Annotated in this window: 17 protein-coding genes; 9 read left to right on the top strand and 8 right to left on the bottom strand. The window is 69.5% G+C overall.

Annotation, left to right across the window (positions count from 1 at the left end):
* Positions 1 to 4: 4 nt before the first annotated feature.
* Together OHA11_RS10185 and OHA11_RS10180 are read right to left on the bottom strand one after the other, a co-directional pair.
* Positions 5 to 997 carry a carbohydrate ABC transporter permease gene (locus OHA11_RS10185; RefSeq protein ID WP_266494342.1) on the bottom strand — a complete coding sequence of 331 codons (993 nt, stop codon included), beginning with the start codon at positions 995 to 997 and terminating at the stop codon, positions 5 to 7.
* Positions 998 to 1,032: 35 nt separating this feature from the next.
* The gene (locus OHA11_RS10180; RefSeq protein ID WP_266494335.1) at positions 1,033 to 2,301 is read right to left on the bottom strand and encodes an extracellular solute-binding protein; all 1,269 of its coding nucleotides are present in this window, start codon (positions 2,299 to 2,301) and stop codon (positions 1,033 to 1,035) included.
* Between the two features lie 277 nt (positions 2,302 to 2,578).
* Between OHA11_RS10180 and OHA11_RS10175 the strand changes: the two genes are divergently transcribed.
* From OHA11_RS10175 to OHA11_RS10150, 6 genes are all read left to right on the top strand, one after another.
* Positions 2,579 to 3,418, top strand: a complete 840-nt coding sequence (locus OHA11_RS10175) for a GntR family transcriptional regulator (RefSeq protein ID WP_266494332.1) — start codon at positions 2,579 to 2,581, stop codon at positions 3,416 to 3,418.
* A gap of 143 nt (positions 3,419 to 3,561) precedes the next feature.
* Positions 3,562 to 3,762, top strand: a complete 201-nt coding sequence (locus tag OHA11_RS10170) for a hypothetical protein (RefSeq protein WP_266494330.1) — start codon at positions 3,562 to 3,564, stop codon at positions 3,760 to 3,762.
* Positions 3,763 to 4,392: 630 nt separating this feature from the next.
* On the top strand, positions 4,393 to 4,956 hold the full coding sequence (locus OHA11_RS10165; RefSeq protein ID WP_323186544.1) for a toxin-antitoxin system, toxin component: 564 nt from the start codon (positions 4,393 to 4,395) through the stop codon (positions 4,954 to 4,956).
* A 3-nt stretch (positions 4,957 to 4,959) separates the two neighbouring features.
* Entirely contained in the window at positions 4,960 to 6,267 is a 1,308-nt protein-coding gene (locus OHA11_RS10160) for an MAB_1171c family putative transporter (protein ID WP_266494328.1), read from the top strand.
* Between the two features lie 156 nt (positions 6,268 to 6,423).
* Complete coding sequence (locus OHA11_RS10155) at positions 6,424 to 7,596, top strand: MAB_1171c family putative transporter (protein WP_266494326.1); 1,173 nt, start codon at positions 6,424 to 6,426, stop codon at positions 7,594 to 7,596.
* A 21-nt stretch (positions 7,597 to 7,617) separates the two neighbouring features.
* Positions 7,618 to 9,015 (top strand): NAD(P)/FAD-dependent oxidoreductase, encoded by a 1,398-nt coding sequence (locus tag OHA11_RS10150; RefSeq protein WP_266494324.1) that lies wholly within the window; start codon positions 7,618 to 7,620, stop codon positions 9,013 to 9,015.
* A 60-nt stretch (positions 9,016 to 9,075) separates the two neighbouring features.
* Here OHA11_RS10150 and OHA11_RS10145 read toward each other — a convergent pair whose 3' ends face one another.
* Positions 9,076 to 9,819, bottom strand: coding sequence for a peptidyl-tRNA hydrolase (locus tag OHA11_RS10145; RefSeq protein WP_266494321.1), 744 nt, complete (start codon positions 9,817 to 9,819; stop codon positions 9,076 to 9,078).
* A 110-nt stretch (positions 9,820 to 9,929) separates the two neighbouring features.
* Between OHA11_RS10145 and OHA11_RS10140 the strand changes: the two genes are divergently transcribed.
* Together OHA11_RS10140 and OHA11_RS10135 are read left to right on the top strand one after the other, a co-directional pair.
* Positions 9,930 to 10,874 (top strand): ATP-binding cassette domain-containing protein, encoded by a 945-nt coding sequence (locus OHA11_RS10140; RefSeq protein WP_266494318.1) that lies wholly within the window; start codon positions 9,930 to 9,932, stop codon positions 10,872 to 10,874.
* Positions 10,871 to 11,539, top strand: coding sequence for an ABC transporter (locus OHA11_RS10135; protein ID WP_266494314.1), 669 nt, complete (start codon positions 10,871 to 10,873; stop codon positions 11,537 to 11,539). The genes OHA11_RS10140 and OHA11_RS10135 overlap by 4 nt, the downstream gene beginning before the upstream one ends.
* Before the next feature lie 98 nt (positions 11,540 to 11,637).
* Here OHA11_RS10135 and OHA11_RS10130 read toward each other — a convergent pair whose 3' ends face one another.
* From OHA11_RS10130 to OHA11_RS10110, 5 genes are all read right to left on the bottom strand, one after another.
* Positions 11,638 to 12,498, bottom strand: a complete 861-nt coding sequence (locus tag OHA11_RS10130) for an aldo/keto reductase (RefSeq protein ID WP_266494309.1) — start codon at positions 12,496 to 12,498, stop codon at positions 11,638 to 11,640.
* A 204-nt stretch (positions 12,499 to 12,702) separates the two neighbouring features.
* Entirely contained in the window at positions 12,703 to 15,423 is a 2,721-nt protein-coding gene (locus OHA11_RS10125; RefSeq protein ID WP_266494307.1) for a sugar-binding domain-containing protein, read from the bottom strand.
* A 388-nt stretch (positions 15,424 to 15,811) separates the two neighbouring features.
* Positions 15,812 to 16,993: an ROK family protein gene (locus OHA11_RS10120; RefSeq protein WP_266494304.1), complete on the bottom strand. Its 1,182-nt coding sequence runs from the start codon at positions 16,991 to 16,993 to the stop codon at positions 15,812 to 15,814.
* Between the two features lie 58 nt (positions 16,994 to 17,051).
* Complete coding sequence (locus OHA11_RS10115) at positions 17,052 to 17,294, bottom strand: DUF397 domain-containing protein (protein ID WP_266494301.1); 243 nt, start codon at positions 17,292 to 17,294, stop codon at positions 17,052 to 17,054.
* Entirely contained in the window at positions 17,291 to 18,112 is an 822-nt protein-coding gene (locus OHA11_RS10110) for a helix-turn-helix transcriptional regulator (protein ID WP_266494299.1), read from the bottom strand. The genes OHA11_RS10115 and OHA11_RS10110 overlap by 4 nt, the downstream gene beginning before the upstream one ends.
* 158 nt (positions 18,113 to 18,270) lie before the next feature.
* Between OHA11_RS10110 and OHA11_RS10105 the strand changes: the two genes are divergently transcribed.
* Positions 18,271 to 18,693 (top strand): ATP-binding protein, encoded by a 423-nt coding sequence (locus tag OHA11_RS10105; RefSeq protein ID WP_266494296.1) that lies wholly within the window; start codon positions 18,271 to 18,273, stop codon positions 18,691 to 18,693.
* The last annotated feature ends 21 nt before the right edge of the window (positions 18,694 to 18,714 follow it).

Here is an 18,714-nt window from a genome sequence, read left to right as displayed (position 1 = left end):
GTACTCATGCGAGCTCGTCCTCCTGGCGGAACATCTGGCGGAAGTAGAAGACGAGCACGCCCGACATCAGCACGACGGTGACCATCGAGGCCGCCGAGCCGAGGTCGTAGCGCTGGCTCGACAGGGCCGTCTGCACCGCGTACACGGGCAGGATCGTGGTCGCGTCGCCGGGCCCGCCGTTGGTCATCACCCAGATCTGGACGAACGCCTTGAACGTCCAGATCACTTCGAGCGAGAACACGAGCATGAAGATCGGCCGGACGATCGGGAAGGTGATGGAGCGGAAGATCCGCGGGCCCGACGCCCCGTCGAGCCGCGCCGACTCGTACAGCTCGGTGGGCACGGTGGTGAGCGCCGAGTAGAGGGTGATCGCCGCGAACGGCACGGACTGCCACACGATGAGGGTGACGATGATGGCGAAGGCGGCCGGTCCGTGCGCGAACCAGGGGTAGCGGTCGAAGGACGAGAACCCCAGGTCGGTCAGGACCGCGTTGACGATGCCGAACTCCGAGTGGAACAGCCACTGGAAGACGGTGGTCGCCGCGATGACGGGCATCGCCCAGGTCAGTACGAGTGCGCTGAGCACGGCGATCCGGCCGATCCGGCCGAGCCGCTCGATCATCAGCGCCACCAGCGTGGACAGCGTCATGATCAGTACGACGTTGATCGCCATGAAGACGAAGGTGCGGCCCACGACCTCCCAGAAGCGGCTCTCGCTCAGCAGCGTCCGGTAGTTGTCGAGTCCGACGAAACGCGCGTCGCCCAGGATGAGCTGGCGCAGCCGGAAGTCCTGCAGCGAGATCACCACGGCGCGGACCAGGGGATAGACGAGCAGGTAGAGAGTGCCGAGGACGGCGGGCGCGATCAGGACGTACGGCCAGATCCCGCGGCTGCCGTCCTTCGACGGGCGGCGCGGCCCTGAGCCGGCGGAGCGCCGGGGCGGCCTGGTGCCGAGCGGGGGGCGGGAGGCGGTCTGTTCTCGGACGGCGGCCGACACGGCGCTCCTCCTTCCGAAGCGTGGACGGTGACGGTTCAGGAGCCGGAGTTCAACGCGGTGGTGATGGCCTCGGACGCCGTGGCGGCCTGCTTCTTCGCGTCGCCGCCGGTGAGTACGGCGGTCATGTAGTCCTTGATCGGGTTCTTGGCCTCGACGGCTGCCCAGCCGGGTGTGTTGGGCGTGGCGTGGCCTTCGGCGGCGCCGACCGCCATGGCCGCGGCGCCCGGGTCGGAGGCGACCGCGGAGGCCAGGGTGGTCTTGTTCGGGACGTAGCTCATGGCGACGGCGAGCTTCTTCTGCCAGGTGTCGCCGGTGAGTTCCTTGATGAAGGTGTAGGCCGCGTCCTGCTTGCCGGAGGCGGTGGGGATGACGAGGTCGGAACCGCCGGTGAAGACGGCCCCCGGTGTCCCGGCGGTCTTCCCCGGGATCGGGAAGAAGCCGAGCTTGCCCTTCAGTTCGGGGTTGTTCTCGATGACGACGTTGGCGCCGCCGGGAGTTGAGATGACCTGGGCGACCTTCCCCTTGGCCATGACGTCTGCCTGCGGAGGGCTGTCCTCGTCGGAGTCCTTGGGGCCCTTGCCGTGTGCCTGGAGCTTCTCGTAGAACTCCATGCCGCGGATCGCCTCGGGGGTGTCGAGGGTGCCCTGCCACTTGCCGCCCGACTCGGTGGCGAGGTCGCCGCCCTCGTCCCAGACGAAGCCCGCGAGGGCGTACCACATCTGACCGGGCAGATAAATGCCCTGCGTGCCACCCGAGTTGAGCTTCTTGGTGGCGGCGATCCACTGGTCGCGCGTCTTGATGGCCGCCGCGTCGATACCCGCCTCCTTGAAGAGGTCGGTGCGGTAGATGACCACGCGGTTGGCGGCGTAGTACGGGATGCCGTACTGCTTGCCCTCGTAGGCGCCCGGCTCGGCGAGGCCCTTGAGCCAGTCCTTGCCCCCGAGTTCGTCGACCTTGTCGCTGAGGTCGAGCAGCCCCCCGCTCTGCGCGAACTGGGCGACCTGGGTGTTGCCGGTCTCGATCACGTCCGGGGCGTCGCTGCTGGCGAGGGCCGCCGTGACCTTCTCGCCGATACCGTCCCACTCCTGGATCTGCACCTTGACCTTGATGTCCGGGTGAGCGGTCTCGAAGCCCTTGACGAAGTCCTTCTGGAACTGGGCCGAGACGCTGTCGCGCATCAGCCAGACGTCGATGGTGGTGCTCCCGCCGGAGCTGCCGCCGGAGTCGTCGGAGGAACTGCTGCAGGCACTCAGCCCGGCGGCCATCACAAGCACGGACACGCCGGCGAACAAGCGGAGCTTCACGGTTCACCTCTGGAGGACATGACCCCATCACCTGACCAGTGAAGCCCACTGGACAGCTCACCTCTTGATGCGGGGATGAAACTGGCATAGACCAATCGCCGGCGTCAACCCCCTGAACTTCGCGGGATTTCCGGTTCACAGGCCAGTCCGGACCTGGGCGATCATCGTTCGGCAGCGGTTAGACTTCGTCCGACCAGGAAGGCTGCAGCGTGCGACCACTGGTCAACTGGTAAACCTGACATCGCGCGCGAGGGGGCACAGCAATGGGGGCACAGCAATGAAGGACGTCGCACCAGGTGCGGTGCTCAAGCGGGAGCGGGCTCGCGACTTCATCCTCGACCTCGTCGAGTCGCACCGCCCGGGTGACGCGATCCCCTCCGAGCGCACCCTGTGCGCCGAGCTGGGCGTGTCCCGCCCGACCCTGCGCGCGGCGGTCGACGAACTCGTCGCCGCGGGTCTCCTGGTACGGGAACACGGCCGCGGCATGTTCGTCGCACCCGAGAAGATCACCCAGGAACTCGTCTCCGCCCAGCGGACCATGACGGCGCCGCCGGCCTCCGGGGCCTGGTCGAGCCGCCTGCTGGAGTTCACCACCTTCCCGGCCGGCGCGCGCGTGGGCCGCAAGCTGCGCATCTCACCCGCGGCCGAGATCGTGTACGTGGCACGGCTGCGCCTGGTCGACGGCGCCCCGATGGCCATCGAGCATCTGCACATCAGGGCCGATCTGGTCCCCACCCTGTCCGCCCAGGAACTGGAGGACGGCGACCTGTACGAGCACCTGCGCGAACAGCACGGCGTGCACGTCCAGGAGGCCGTCCAGGCGATCGAGCCGACCGTCGTTACGCGGGCCGAGGCCGAGCTGCTCGACGTGCCCGAGCTGTCCCCGGCGCTGCTCTTCGAGCGGCTCACCTCGGACACCACGGGCCGGCCCGTCGAATACGTCCACTCGATCTACCGCGGCGACCGCTACCGCATCGTCTCCCGGCTCACCCTCGACCCCTCGGCCACGGCGCCGTCGGCCCGGCTCGGACACCACCCCGGCATCCCCCCGGGCGACTTCGCCCACCGCGACACCATCGCGTCGTCCACGCACGGGGACATCCAGTCGGCACCGTGAGCCACCGCGTTCTCCCGGCGGGACATGGGAGGCTGAGCTGTGGGGAGTCTCCGTCGCGACGGAAGCCCGGTCGCCGCACCCGCGATGGGGCTCCGGGCGCCGCGGTCGTCCTCGCCCCCGGCGCCTCTTCATCGGATACCTCCGTGGATGCTCCGTCCTTCGGGGCGGAGAGGAAACGGACTCCTGCGGAGCAGGGCAACGAGCTGGGATTCGCTGCCAGGGCGGATCGCAGTGCGGCCCGGCCGAAGTGCAACTCCTCGGCCCGGATCGTGTCCCGCTTCGACGACTACGCCAACCGCTGGCACACACTGCCGGTCGGAGACTCAATGACCGTGACGTGGTGACGGGGGCTCGGCCTGAGCGGACGTCCTCCCGGGAGTCCGCGGACCTGCGTCCGGCCCGCTCCGGGGGTCCGCCGGCATCCACGCAGGCCGACTGCGTGCGCCGGAACCGGCCGAAGACGAACGCGAGTTGGTAACTGACTGGATTGAAACCATCCCGCAGCGCAAAACGGCGCAGAGTGTACGCGGCGGGGGTCAGGGCTGCCCGCATGCCGACTTGCACGGAGCGCGAGCGGACCGGCCGTACGCAGGCACAACGCTGTGCTGTCCGGCCCGCCCGCTCTGATGGGTGCGGTCACTGGCGGCTTTCCGTGGGCAGGCCGGCATGGTTCACGAGCACATCGGATGCGCCAGTTACAGATCGGTACATGTCCTGGTTGATCGGTATTTCGTCCGCCCTCGGCTTGTGGTGCTGCGTAGAGCCAGGTGTGGCCGAAGGAGCGCGCCTTTGACATATTTGCCTCCCGAGTTCGGCGTGCCGGTCCATGCTGGTGATGCGTCCAGTGGAAGGTGCGCCGGGTCCGACTCATCGGCACGACCACCGAACGCCTTCGACCGGGCGTTGTGCAGGCAGGGTGGGGATCGGCGGACGCCGTGCGACGGTGCCCCACGCCGAAGTTCGTGGGGAGAAGAGTGCGCACAGGCAAAGCCAAGGAAATGCGGGACCTGATCGGCCAGTTGACCGACAGGCTGCGCCTGCCCGTTCCCGCCGACCCGGACCAGCTGTTCGCGGCGCTGCTCGCGATCGTGAGCGAGATGAGGGGCCGCGAGGTCCAACTCCTCATGGAGGCGTTCCCGCACCAGACCGCCAGCGGACTGTGGCTCGACCTGCCCGAGTTCGACCTCATCGTGGTCGACAAGCGGGCGACCCCGCTCCACCAGCTGGCGATCTTCTTCCATGAGGTCTGGCACATGCTCAAGGGAGACTGCGGCAATCACGCCGTAGGCAGGACGGTGGCCACTCGGATGCTCTCGACCCGAGCCGATCTCCCCGAACTCCCCGACACGGTACGGAAGGTGGCTGCGCGCACCGAGTTCAAGAGACGCGAGGAGGCGGACGCCGAGAGGTTCGGCCTGCTCGCGGTCACTCGGTTCCGCGTTTGGCTGGAGGGAGAACCCGACCGCGAGGCGACAGACCGCGGCCAGATCGCCGGCCGTATCGGGGCCTCACTGGGGCAGCGGCGGACGCAGGCCTGAGCCGTGGACTCCTCTGACTACTACATACCGACCGTGGCACTGCTGATCGGCCTGGCCGTGAAGCTGCCCGGACTGGTGCGCGGCTGGCGTGACCCGCTCGTACGATCCGTCTGCCTCGTGATCACCCTCGGCAGCGCCGGTTTCTTCTTCGCCGCCCCGCCCACGATCGCCGCCGTGAACAAGGCCAGCGGAATCGCCAACTTCAGCAGCCCTCTCGTCTACAGCATCATCAGCGCCTTCAGCGCCTCCTGCCTCCTGTTGATCGTCCATTGGCGCGGAGGCCCACCCGTGTACGTGCAGCGCGTCTCGCGACGCTGGCAGGCCGGGTACCTGCTGGTCATCATCGCGCTGATCGCCTTGTTCGCACTGGGGGACGCCCCCCTGGAACGCCGGACCGATTTCGACACCTACTACGCGACAACCCCGTTCATCGGCCAGATGATCGTGCTCTACCTGCTCGCCCACATGACCGCGGCGCTCGTCACCACGGCGCTGTGCTGGAGCTGGGCGCTGCAGGTCACGGGGTGGCTACGCGCCGGCCTGTGGATTCTCGTCGTCGGCTGGCTGCTCAACCTGGCCTTCAGCAGCCTCAAACTGGCGGCGGTGGCCGCGAGTTGGACGGGGAGGGACTGGAGCGCCCTCAGCACGACGCTCGCCCCCCTCATGTCCGCCGCGGCCGCACCCTGCGCCACGCTCGGCTTCCTGCTGCCACTGGTGGGGCCCTGGCTCGTCTCGAACTGGCGGGCCATGACCACCTACCGACGACTCGGCCCCCTGTGGCGCGAACTCGGCTGCGCTTCACCCCGGACATCCCTCGCGGGGCCCATCCCGTGGTACGCGTCGCCCCACATCCGCCTCACCCGGCGGGAGACAGGCATCCAGGACGGACTGAGCCGGGTACGGCCATGGCTGGATGACGATGTCCGCTCTCACGCGCAGACGGCTGCCAGGGCGGCAGGCCACACCGCCGTTGAGGCCGCCCACATCGGCCGGGCGGCGATGATCGCCGCTGCTGCTGCCCTGGCAGCCCGCCGGGGCAAGCCCGACCAGTCCCTCGGCCTTCCCGGGCGGTCCGAGATCAACGCGGTGCGGGACGCCTTGGACGACGTGTCCGTTGCCGCCGCGGTCCTGGCTGCCCACCGCGGCGAGCTCGTCCAGTCCCTCGGCCTTCTGGAGCAGTCCGAGATCAGTGCGGTGAGGGGCGCGCTGGACGACGTGTCACACGCACTGCGTACTTCCCCGATCGTCGCGGCAGCTCGCAAGGACGCTGCCGCCTTCCGAATCGAAGATGGCGAGACGTCCCCGACATGAGCGAGGTCCGCACCGCCGCACAGCCTCACTTGAGCGCCCGTCAGGCGCTGCGGCCCTGGTCGAGACAGGCCCCGTACCGCTCCGTCGGCACCAGCGGCCTGCCGGTCGCGGACGAAGGTTGATGAAGACATGGATTTTGTCTTCTACATTCCCGGCGTGATCCTTCTGATCACCGCCGTGTTCAAGCTGTCCGCCATGAGGGGATCGTGGCGTGACCCGCTGATGGCTGCGAGCACCGCGTTCCTGCTCATCGGCGCCCTGGTGTGCATGCTGGCCGCACCGCCCACCATCAGCGTCGTCAACGGCCTCACCGGCATCGCGAACTTCAGCGCCCCGCTGGTCTACTCCGGCATGTCCGCCCTCAGCGCCTGCTATCTCGTGCTGATGATCGCCTGGCGAGGCGGTGAGCCTGAGAAGGCCGGCCGTGCCTCACGTCTGGTCGTGGGCTTCTACACACTGGTGATCGTCGGCATCGTGACCCTCTTCAGCCTGGCCGACGTACCCGTCGAGCGGACCCGGGACCTGGACACGTACTACGCATCCACTCCCTACATGCGCGAAATGATCTTGCTGTACCTGGTGTCCCACACCCTGGCCACCGTCATCCTCGCGGGCATGTGCCTCAGCTGGCTGCGGGAGGTACGCGACCTGACACGCCTGGGCCTGACGCTCATCGTCGTCGGCGTGATGTTCGACCTGTCGTACCAGATCGCCAAGTACGCGGCCATCGCCGCCCGTTGGAACAGCCGCGACTGGGACTTTCTCTCTACGAGCCTGTCGCCTCCACTGGTGGCGATCGCGGGCGTCACCGTTGCGGCCGGCTTCGCGCTGCCCCGCATCGGCCCGTCCATGGCGGCCAACCTGCGCGACTGGAGACGCCACCGGCTCCTCAAGCCCCTGTGGGCAGAAATGCGCGACCTGCGGACACCGGCCGCCGAGACCCACTGGTGGGATCCGCCCGCAGTCCGCCTTGCCCAGCAGGAGATCACGATCCTGGACGGCGTCCTGCTGTGTTCGCCCCACCTCGACAATGACGTCCGCAAGGCCGCCTACGCTGCCGTGTGCGCCCAGGCCGCCACACCGGACCGTGGCACGGCGAGCCAAGTCGTCGTCGCCGAGGCGGAGATCGTGGCCGAGGCGGCCATGCTCGCAGCAGCCAAAATACGGGCCTCGGCCAACCCGAGCGCCGACTCTCCTTCGAACGTGGGCCTGCTGCAGTGCGTCAAGCAGCCACACTTGATGGTGGGCCTGGCCTGGGCCCTCGCGTCTTCGCCGGTCGTCGCCGATGCCCGCCAACGGGCTGCCATGCGGGAAGTACGCCATGACTGAACCAAGAGAGGGCCAACGCCAATGCCCGACAGAAGGTCCGCCGGTGGACGCAGCGTCGTCATCATCGGAGGGGGTATGACGGGCATGCTCGCCGCCTCGGTCCTCGCCGACCACGCCGACGTCACGATCATCGAGCGAGACCTTCTCCCGGACGCCCCCCAGCCCCGCAAGGGACTGCCGCAGGCACGGCACGCCCACGTCCTGTGGTCCGGCGGCGTCAAGGCCATCGAGGATCTGCTGCCGGGCATCATCGACGACCTCGTCGACCGCGGTGCCCGGAAGGCACACATCATGACCGACCTGGTGTCCAAAGCCCCGTCGGGCCAGTGGTTCCGGCGCTTCACGCACTCCCACCACACCAACCTCCTGTGCAGCCGAGATCTCCTCGACGCCGTGATACGCGCCAGAGTCCTCGAAGACCGTCGCATCACGCTGCGTCAGCAGACCGAACTGCTATCCCTGGAAGGCAGCGCCCGACGCGTGTCCGGCGTCCGCATTCGCTCGGCACACACCGACGTGACCCTTCCGGCCGACCTCGTCATCGACGCCGGCGGGCGGGGCAGCCGCGCCCCCGTCTGGCTGCGGAACCTCGGGCTCCCCTCGGTGGCCGAGCGCAGGGTCGACGCCGGGTTCGGCTACGCCAGCCGGATCTACCGCGCTCCCGGCACCACCGCCGACAGCTTCCCGATCGTCAACGTCCAGGCCGACCCCCGCCAGAACCCCGGCAAGGGCGGCATCATCACCCCCATCGAGGACGGCCGTTGGCTCGTCACCCTCGCCGGAACCCGTGACGGGCAGCCCAGCGGCAAGAACGAGGAGTTCGTGCCCTTCGCGCTCACCCTGCCGCACCCGATCATCGGCGAGCTCCTCGCCGACGCCGAGCCCGAAACCGACGTCGTCACCACTCGCAGCACTGCCAACAAGCGGCGCTACTACGAGAAGGCCGCACGCTGGCCCGACGGCTTCGCCGTCCTCGGCGAGGCCATCGCCGGCTACAACCCCGTCTACGGTCACGGACTCAGCGCCGCGGCGCAGAGCGTCATCGCCCTGCGCCACACCTTGGAACGGCAGGACCTGCGCGCACACGGCACAGCCCGGAGCATCCAGAAGGCCGCGGCACGCCCGGTCGACCATGCCTGGAACCTGGCCGTGGGCCAGGACGTGTTCTACCCGGGTGCCGGCGACCAGCCCCCCACCCGGCTCGAAAAGACCCTCGCCGCCTTCGTCGACAAAGCCGTCGACGCCGGCTCGCGAAACCCCCACGCCCTCCGCATCCTGCTGGACGTGATGAGCATGGAAAAACCGCCCGCCCGGCTGCTCATGCCCGACATGCTCGCCCTGGTCTACCTCGGCCGGAAGAAACCGCTTCTGGAAGCCCCTCCGCTCACAGCACGTGAGCGCGCGGCTGCCACCTTCTGAACCCGCTCGCTCGAAGCGGCTCTCGGTCCGGCGTCCGGAGGTGTATGGCCCCGCACCTGGTCAGCGTGCGAGAAGGCTGAAGCGACCGCCCCCGTCGGCCACAACCGTCTCCCCGGGCGCGATCTCCGTGAAGCCCGCGTCGCGGACCAGTGGCAGGCCGCTGGTGGTGAGTCCGGGCCAGCGGGCGGGGTCGGCGGTGCGGACGGCGAGCGGGAAGCCCGCCTCGCGCCAGGCCTTGCGGTCCTTGTCCGACAGTTCCCACCAGGCCAGTTGGGCGCCGTGGCCCGCCTGGGCCATCGCCTTGCCGGCCGTCATGTCCAGACCCGGGTTCAGCCAGAGCACGGGCGTGGCCGGGTCGGCGGCCACCGGCGGCTCCAGGTCGTCCAGGTCCGTGCCGGAGACCTGGAGGCGTGCCAGGTCCTTGGGCCAGCCGTCGAGCGGGACCGGCGGGAAGACCCGGACCTCGGCCGACGTGCCGGTCACCGTGAGGCCGGGCAGCGCCTCGGCCCGCCGCCACTCGGCGCCGCGCGCCCGCCGGACGACCTTGCGGATCCGGGCGTCCTGCCAGTCCCGCATCGCCTGCGCCCACTCCCCGTCCCCCAGCGACCGCTCGTCGCTGAGCATCACCAGCACGGCACGGGCCGCGGTCTCCAGCGCGTCCGTACGCCCCGGCGGTTCGTTCCGCTCGATGCGCACGACCAGGGGCAGCACGAACTGCGGTGCCTCGTCGCGGTCGGTCCGCTCGTGCCGAAAGGGGCTGTCCTGCGCTCCGGAAACGGAGGCGGTCGTCCGATCACTGCTCACGCCCTCCAGTCTGCCAGGCGGAAGATCCGTTGCCCGGAGCGGTTCCTCGGGACGGATCCTCTGAACGGTTCCTCTGCGCACGCACGAACGTACGCGCAAAGATGGAGCGCATGAAACGCGAGTTACTGCTGGAACTGGAAGGCGTCGGTCGCCGGTACGGGTTCGGCGGCGCCCCCTGGGTCCTGCGCGGCGTCGACCTCACGCTGGCCCCGGGCACCCTGACGCGTGTCGACGGCGCCAACGGCACCGGCAAGTCGACCCTGTTGCGCCTGCTCGCCGGGATCGACGCCCCCACAGAGGGCCGTATCACGGGCCGCCCCCGCACCGCGTACGTCCCCGAGCGCTTCCCGCCCGCCCTGCCCTTCACCGCGGCCGGATATCTGATCCACCTCGGCAGCGTCCACGGCCTGTCCCGAGGGGAGGCCGCCCGGGCCGCCGTCGAGTGGCTGGAACGCCTCGGCGCCGCCGAGTACGCCCGTACGGAGATGTCGGAACTCTCCAAGGGCAGCAGCCAGAAGGTCGCGGTCGCCCAGGCCCTGCTCGCCGAACCGGAACTCCTCGTCCTCGACGAGGCCTGGACCGGCCTCGACACGGCCGCCCGTACGGAACTGGAGCGGGCGGTGCTGGAACGCAGGGCCGCGGGGGGCACGGTGGTGTTCGTCGACCACGACCCGCGTCGGCTGGCGGGGGCGGCGGATGTGACGTACGCCGTAGTGGACGCCAACGTGCGTACGGTTACGGGGAGTTCGGCGCCGCGGGAGGCGTACGTGGTCGTCGAGGTGGAGGGGCCGCCGGATGCCGAACCGCCCGTGGAGGCGACACGGCTGACGGTCTCCGTCGAGGAGCCCGGCCCCGGCAGGTTCCGCCTCACCGTCCCGGAGACGCAGTCGGACACCCTGCTCACGACCCTGCTGACGGCCCGCCCGCCGTGGCATGTGGTGAGGGTGGGGGAGGAGTCACCCGCGACCGACGTACGGACACCCGCTCCTGTTCATGTCCCCGTCCCTGCCGATACCGATACCGATACCGCTGCCGATGTCGAGGTCCGCTCATGATCGCGCTCCTTCGCTATCAGGCCGCGCTCCTGCTGCGCTCTCAGCGCTGGCTGCCGCCGGTCCTGCTGTACGCGGCTGTCCTGGGTATCGGCGTCCAGACGGACCAGCCGGTGCTGGACTCGCTCGGTTTCACGGCTGCCGCGGTGCTCCCCGTCGCGGCCTGGATCGTACGGATCTGCGCCACCAACGAGCCGCCCGCGGCCCGGAGTTGTGTGGGGGCGGCGGTCGGGCCCGCGCGGGCGCATCTCGCCTGTCTGCTCGTCGCGTTCGGGGCGGCGGCGCTGCTCGGGGTGGTGGTGACGCTCGTCGTGGCCGTGATCAGCGACCCGGCGAGCACCGACCACCGGACGCCCATACCCGTCGTACCGGCGGGCGGCGCCGGACTGCTCGCCACGCTCGCCTGTGCCCTGCTCGGCACGGCCGTCGGAGCGCTCACGACCCGGCCGTTGCTGCGGTCGACGGGCCGGGCGGTCCCCGCGATGCTGATCACGGCGGTGCTCGCGCTGGTGGTGACGGGGTCACCGGCCCGTACGGCGGTCACCGCCCTGGTGACGGGTTCGCAGGACGGGGTCGTACCGGCGCCGGTGCTGCCACTGTTCATCGCGGGAGCGACGGCAGCGGCGGCCATCGCCGCGGCCTGCGCACTCACCACCCGCCGGGACTGATCAACCGGGCGAGGCAAGTGGGTTGTGAGTCCCAGCGACACGCCGGGTTCACGGCGTGTCGCTGGGACTCTCGCGACAATTGCCTCGCCCGACGGCCGTCACGCCGCGTCGAGGAGGGCCTGCTCCTCCGCCGACAGCTTCAGCTCCGCCGCCGCGACCGAGTCGCGGATGGTCTCCGGGCGGGAGGAACCCGGGATCGGGATCACCACCGGCGCCTTCGCGAGCATCCACGCCAGGCACACCTGCTGCGGGCTCACCCCGTGCGCCTGCGCCACGTCCGCGAACACCGCGAAGCGCGAACCCAGCGCTCCGGCGTTCGAGATCCCGCCCAGCGGGCTCCACGGCAGGAACGCGATGTCCAGTTCCGCGCAGAGCTCCAACTCCGGCTCGCTGGAACGGAAGGCGGGCGAGAACTGGTTCTGCACGCTCACCAGTCGGCCGCCGAGGATCTCGTTGGCCAGCCGGATCTGATCCGGATTGGCGTTGGAGATCCCGGCGAAGCGGATCTTGCCCGCGTCCAGCAGATCGCGGATCGCCCCGACCGACTCCGCGTACGGGACCCTCGGGTCCGGCCGGTGGAACTGGTAGAGCCCGATGGCCTCGACGCCGAGCCGCTCCAGCGACGCGTCGCAGGCCTTCTTCAGGTACTCCGGCGAGCCGTTCAGCGTCCACGAGCCGTCGCCCGGACGCAGGTGACCGCCCTTCGTCGCGATCAGCACGTCCGAGGTCTCGCCGCCGTACTCGGCCACCGCGCGGGCGATCAGGGACTCGTTGTGACCGACCTCGTGCGCGTCCCGGTGGTAGGCGTCCGCCGTGTCGATGAGCGTGACGCCCGCCTCCAGGGCGGCGTGGATGGTCGCCACCGAACGCTGCTCGTCGGGGCGCCCCTCGATGGACATCGGCATACCGCCCAGACCGATCGCTCCGACCTGGACGTCACCGACGGTGCGTGTCTGCATGGAGGTTCCTCCTGGGGATTCATTCGCTACGCTCCCAGCCTCCACCGTCACCTTTTAGCCGTCCAACAAGAGAATCCGATCGCTTTGAGCGACGGTGGTGATGAATCGGCACTCCTCGGCCCGGCGCGCCCACCACCAGCACTGCGTACGACAAGAGGTGCGCCCGGCCCGCCCCCCGATGCGGGCCGGGCCGGGCGCACCGGATCACGCCCCCGGGATGGTCTGTTCCGAGGTGTTCCAGCCGGAGATCCGCACACGTGGCGCGGAGCCGTGCAGGTCAGCCGTCCGATAGGTCACGGTCAGGGTCGTGGACTCGCCGGGCCACAGGCTCACCTGGTTGTCGGACCACTCGACCGGGAGTACCGGCCGGCCCTTCGCGTCCACCAGGTGCGCGTCGGTGAGCAGCGACGGGGTCTTGCCGGTCCCCGTGTTGCGCAGGGTGACTGTGGTGGTCGACGTCCCGCCCGCCGTGGTCTTCGACTTCGCCGTTGCCGACACCGGCGCCTTCGCCAGCGAGTTGAGGCCCTTCAGGTCCGCAAAGCTCGTCGTCGGCGTGTAGTACCAGTCGGTGTGGGCCCAGTCGAGCGTGTCGGGCTTGGTGGACAGCCAGTAGACGTTGCGGCTCACTTCCTTGCCTGCGGAGTCGGTCAGGATCAGACGGGCCAGGTACGTCTTCGACAGGCCGTTGACCGTCGAAGGCACCGTGAGTGCCGTGCTCTTCGCGCCGTCCCCGCCCACACGCAAGCCGGTGGCGGCCTTGTCGTACTTCTGGGTGCCGTCGGTGTTGAAGAGCGTGACCCGGGCCTTGAGTCCGGAGGCGGACGCGTGCCGGTTGTTCACCACCACGACCGAGCGGTTGTCGTAGGAGTACTGGATGTGCAGTGGTTCGTTCGCCTTCTTGGCGCCGAAGTAGGCGCCGCCCTGGTCGAGGTAACGGTCCATCAACTGCCAGTGCAGTGAAGTCCAGCCGCTGTTGAACATCCAGTAGATGACGCCGGTGGCGGGCTTCGAGGAGTCGGTGGCGTTGCGCCCGTACGCCTCGTACTGCGCGCGCACGTTCTCGTACTGGGCGAGCTGCGCCTTGCGCACGTAGTCCTTGAGGCTCGTCGGTGCGCCGTACCGTCCGGCGAGCGCGTTGTCGTACAGCTTCAGGTCGCCGAAGGTCGGTGACGGGGCGCGGTGGTACTGCTTGGCGTCCGGGTCCTTCCAGAGTGTGGCGAGTTCGGCGGGGCTCATCATGCGGCGCAGGGTGTCGAGGGTGGGGATGTCGGGGCCCGCGCTGGTCTCGGAGTTGAAGCCGGTGGCGCCGCCCTCGCGCTTGGCGTACCAGTAGTTCGGCGGGATCCAGTCGTACGGCCCCGTCATCTTCATGCCCGAACTACCGCTGATCGGCGAGGACTTGTCGGAGGCGGCGGCCACCACCGGGGTCTGCCAGTCGGCGGCCTTCAGGGCGTCGAGGTAGGTCTTCTCGATCCTCGCCTCCGGCGCGAAGTCGCTGCCGATGAGGAACGAGATCACGCTCGGGTGGTTTCGCAGCCGGGCGGCCTCGGCGGCCATCGACGCCTTGGCGACGGGATAGTCGGCGGCGGTCCACTTGTCGCCCCTCTCCTCGCCGTTGTTGTCCCCCTCCCACTTGTCACAGCACTCCCAGCCGGGCAGCGTGAGGATGCCGTAGCGGTCGGCCAGGTCGAAGAACTCGTCCGGCTCGATGTGCCCTTCCAGGCGGATGGTGTTCAGGCCCAGGTCGAGGGCGTACTTCAGACGGTCCTCGACGTACGTCCTGTCCCAGCGCAGGAACTCGTCCGGCGACCAGCCGCCGCCCTTGATGAGCAGCTTGCGGCCGTTGACGCTGTACTGCCGGGCGCCGTCGGAGTTGAGCGGCGCCTTCACGTCCCGGACACCGAAGTTCTCGTGTGCCGTGTCGGAGGTGGTGCCGGACACGGAGGCGGCGAGGTCGAGCGAGTACAGGGACTGGGTGCCCATGCCCGCCGGCCACCACACCCTGGGTGAGGTCAGGTGCAGCCCGGGGACGTCGGCCGGCGCGAAAGTGACCGTCTTGGTCTGGTGCGCGGCGAGGGTGACCGGCTTGCTGAACGAGATCTCGCCGATGCGGCCGGAGACGGTCGTGGTGACGGTGGCGTCCGAGTCGTTGCGCGCCCGCGCCTTGACCGTCAGGTCCGCGGTGTCGAGGGACGGCACGTCGAGCCTGGTCATGACGTGCGCGTCGCGCAGGGCGACCGGGCCGCCGCGGCGCACGAGCACATCGCGGACGATGCCCATGTTCTCGTCGGGCGGCGGCTGGAGCCAGTCGATCCAGCCCATGGTGAGGTTCTTGTTCGGGTCGTTGGGCTGAATGCGGAAGGCAACGGTGTTCGTGCCCGACCGGACGAGCGAGGTCACGTCCAGTTCGTGCCGCGTGTACGCGCCCGCGGTGTCGGCGGCCTTGGCGATCCGCTTGCCGTTGACATAGACGTCGGCCGCCGAGATCACGCCGCTGAAGTCCAGATACGTACGGGCGGAGGTGTCGGCGACCGTGAAGTCCGAGCGGTACCACCACGGCACCTGGAAGTCGGCCTTCGGGATCTTCTTCTGGTTGGTCGAGTAGAACGGGTCGGCGTACTTCCCGTTCGCGAGGAGCGCCGCGAGCACGGTGGACCGGGAACCCGCCGGATACCAGCCGCTCGCCCGATAACCGGGGGAGGAGACCTTGGCCGCCGGGTCGCCGACCTTCGCCGACGACTGAATGGCGAAACCGGAGAGCGGGGTGCTGCTGCCCGCCGCCGAGGAGACCGGGGTCTCCCGGGCGCGCGGCGCGGGGTCGGGGTCCCGGGCTCCTGCCCAGGCGCTGGTAGTGAGGGGGCCCAGCAGGCCCAGCACGACGGCTGTCATGGCAAGGCGCCGCAATGGGACAGGACGGTGGAACACGGTGATCTCCTTGGGAGGTGAGGGAGCATCCGCGTGACGACATTTCAAGTTAGGAAACTTTACTAACTGGTCCCACAAGCTAAGTGGACGCGTTGGCCGTGTCAATCACCGTTGCGATTGGGCAAGTTGAACGGGGCGCGACGGAGGGCCGGAATGACTCCGGATGGAGGTGAAATGGGTGCGGAGGGTGACGGGGTGGGGTGAGGCGGACGGGTTGGGCCGGGCGGGCCGAGCGAGGGAGTGGCCGGAGAGCCGGGCGGGGGAGTGGCTGGAGGGCCGGGCGAGGGAGTGGCCGGAGAGCCGGGCGAGGGAGTGGCTGGAGAGCCGGGCGGGGGAGTGGCTGGAGGGCCGGGCGAGGGAGTGGCTAGAGAGCCGGGCGAGGGAGTGGCTAGAGAGCCGTCCGCCGCTCGAACGCCACGTCCCTGGCCGTCCCCAGCGCCGTCGCCACCGCGCCGAGGAGCACCGCGTCCTCGCCCAGCCGGCTCGGCGCGATCTTCGGGCGCAGCGGGGTCAGGGTGCGCAGCGTCTCGCGTACGGGGCTCAGTAGCAGGTCGACGTTGTGGCCCACCCCGCCGCCGAGAACCACCAGGTCCGGGTCGAGCATGGCCGCCGCGGCCGCCACCGTGTAGGCGATCCGCTCGCCCTCCAGCCGGACCGCCTTGACCGCGGCCGGGTCTCCCTGCCGGGCGGCGTCGAACACGGCCTTCGCGGTGAGCTGCCCGCTCATGCCGAACCGCCGCGCCGACTCGACGACCGCCACACCCGACACCGCGGCCTCCAGCGTCTCCGGCTTCTGCTGCCCGGGCCACGGCAGGAATCCGATCTCCCCGGCCAGGCCGTGCGCACCGGTGAACAGGCGCCCCTCGCTGACGACGCCCATGCCGAGACCGGTACCGATCAGCAGGTACACGAACAGTCTGCTGCCGGCGCCGATGCCGTACGTGTACTCGCCGAGCGCCGCCAGATTGGCGTCGTTGTGGATCTCCAGCGGGATGCCCAGCTCCTCCCGCATCCGGTCGAACAGCCCGGCCCGGCCCCAGCCCGGCAGGTGCATCGCGTACCGCACCCGCCGCCGTTCCTCGTCGTAGACGCCCGGAGTGCCCACCACCGCGTGGGTCACCTCGTCGTGGGCGACGCCCGAGTTGGTGATCACCTGCCGGGCCGTGGCCACGACCAGGTCGGCCATGGCGCCCGAGGAGCGGGCCCGGTTGCGCACATCGGCGCGGGCCACCACCTCGCCGTCCAGATCGGCCACCGCGACGCGCAGCCAGCCGCGGCCGATATCGATTCCGAGTGCGTGACCGGCGCCGGGATCAGGGGCGTACAGGACCGCGATCCGGCCGCGCTCCGGTGCCTGCGTACCGACCTCGTGGACCAGGCCGGCCTCCGCCAGGGCCGCCAGCGCGCTGGACACCGTCGGCTTCGACAGGCCTGTCTCGCGGGCGAGTTGGGCACGGGAAGCGGCACCGGCGGACCGCAGCCGGTCCAGGAGCAACCGCTCGTTGGTGCTGCGCAGCCGACGGCGACTCCAGGGCTGTTCCGGCTGCTCTGCGACGTCAATGGCGGGCATCCCGCCATTCTCACGCATTCATGGCACCCGTTGGCTGATTTGGTAAGTCTACTTAACTTTATCGCCGAGCGTGCGCGACGAAGGCCGTCCAGGCACCGGGAGAGAGGGTGAGGGCGGGGCCCTCGGCTGCCTTGGAGTCGCGGACGTGGATGGTGGAGGGGCAGGCGGCGACCTCAACGCAGTCGTCGCCCTGGGCGCTGCTGTAGGAGGACTTGCGCCAGCTGAGGGCGACTTCTATGCAACTGTCTCCTTGGGCGCTGCTGTAGCTGCTCTTGAACCAGGCTAGGTCGGTTGTGTTCACAGCGCTCCTCGCATCCGCTCCAGCAGGCCCACCGAATCCTGCGGGGAGAGGGCCTGCGAACGCAGTCTCGCATAGCGCATCTGGAGCCTGCTGACCTCTTTCCGGTCAGTGATCAGTCGACCGCTCTCCTGTCCCTCGGCGTAGGCCTGCCACTTGCCGTCCGGAGTCTCCAGCAGTTGCAATGGCCCGGCCAGGCAGGCGTGGTGCTCGCTCGCTAACGGCATGATCTGAAGCGTTACGTTGCGCAAGGCGCAGAAGGCGAGGACGTGATCGAGCAGCCCACGCGTCACTTCCACGCCGCCGATACGCCGTACGAAGAGGGTTTCCTCGATGACGAAGTCGAACGTCGTCCGGGGCTTCTCGCGAAGCAGTTTCTGTCGCTCCATTCGTGCCGAGACCAGAGCTTCCAGCTCGTCGTCGGGCACCGGAGGAATGTCGTTGTCGCACACCGCCCTTACGTATGCCTCCGATTGGAGGAGGCCGGGCACCAGGCGGCATTCATACGTACACAAGCTCACCGCCTGCCCCTCCAAGCTCGCCCACCGCCGGAACCAGGAGGCCAACCCCGGTTGCCGCGACAAATGCTTGGCCGCTCTGCGCAGCGCACCCGTGTTGCCCAGTGCCGCCTCCGCCCGCTCGATGAACTCGCTGTCCGGCATTCGGCGGCCCAGTTCGATCGACGTCACCGTGTGCACCGAGAAGCGGACCAACCGCGCGAACTCCTCACGAGTGAACCCCGCATGCTCCCGCAGCCCTTGCACAAACGCCCCGAACGTCTTCAGGCTGTCGGACGGGTCCGGCTCCCAGTCACCTGTCATCCGCGCCTACCTCCTGGTGAGTTGCATCTCCCCGCGCTCAACTCACCCAGGGTCACGGAACGTTACGCGTACTGTCCACCGAACACGCATGTACGCTCGCCCGCCGTACACGCCGTAGGCCTGGTCAGACCGCTCACCGGCCCGGCACCGTGATGGCCATGAGAGCCACCACCCCCCAACCTCCCGCTACCGTACGTGTGTTCACACAGCGCTTCTCGTCCACCCGGCGGGGCGCCCGCCTCGCCCGGCTTCTCGCGGTGCACCAGCTGACGGAGTGGGACGTCCCGTCCGACAACGCGGAGGCGATCGTCGCCGAGCTGGCCGCGAACGCCGTGCTCCACGGCCGCGTACCCGGACGGGACTTCGAGCTGCGCCTGACTCTCCGTACGGCAGAAGGTGTGCTGCGGATCGAGGTCACGGACACCCACCCGGAACGGCAGCTCGCCACGGGCCCCGCGAGCCCGGAGGGCGAACACGGCCGCGGCCTGCTGATCGTGTCCGCCCTCGCCGACCGCTGGGGCGTCGAGCCCGGCCCGGCGCCCCGCAAGACGGTCTGGGCGGACGTGAACTGCCCCAGGTGAGGTGCCGCAGGTGACCTGCCG

The sequence above is a fragment of the Streptomyces sp. NBC_00878 genome (genome assembly GCF_026341515.1).
Taxonomy (GTDB): Bacteria; Actinomycetota; Actinomycetes; order Streptomycetales; family Streptomycetaceae; genus Streptomyces.
This window is presented reverse-complemented; position numbering and strand designations above follow the sequence as displayed.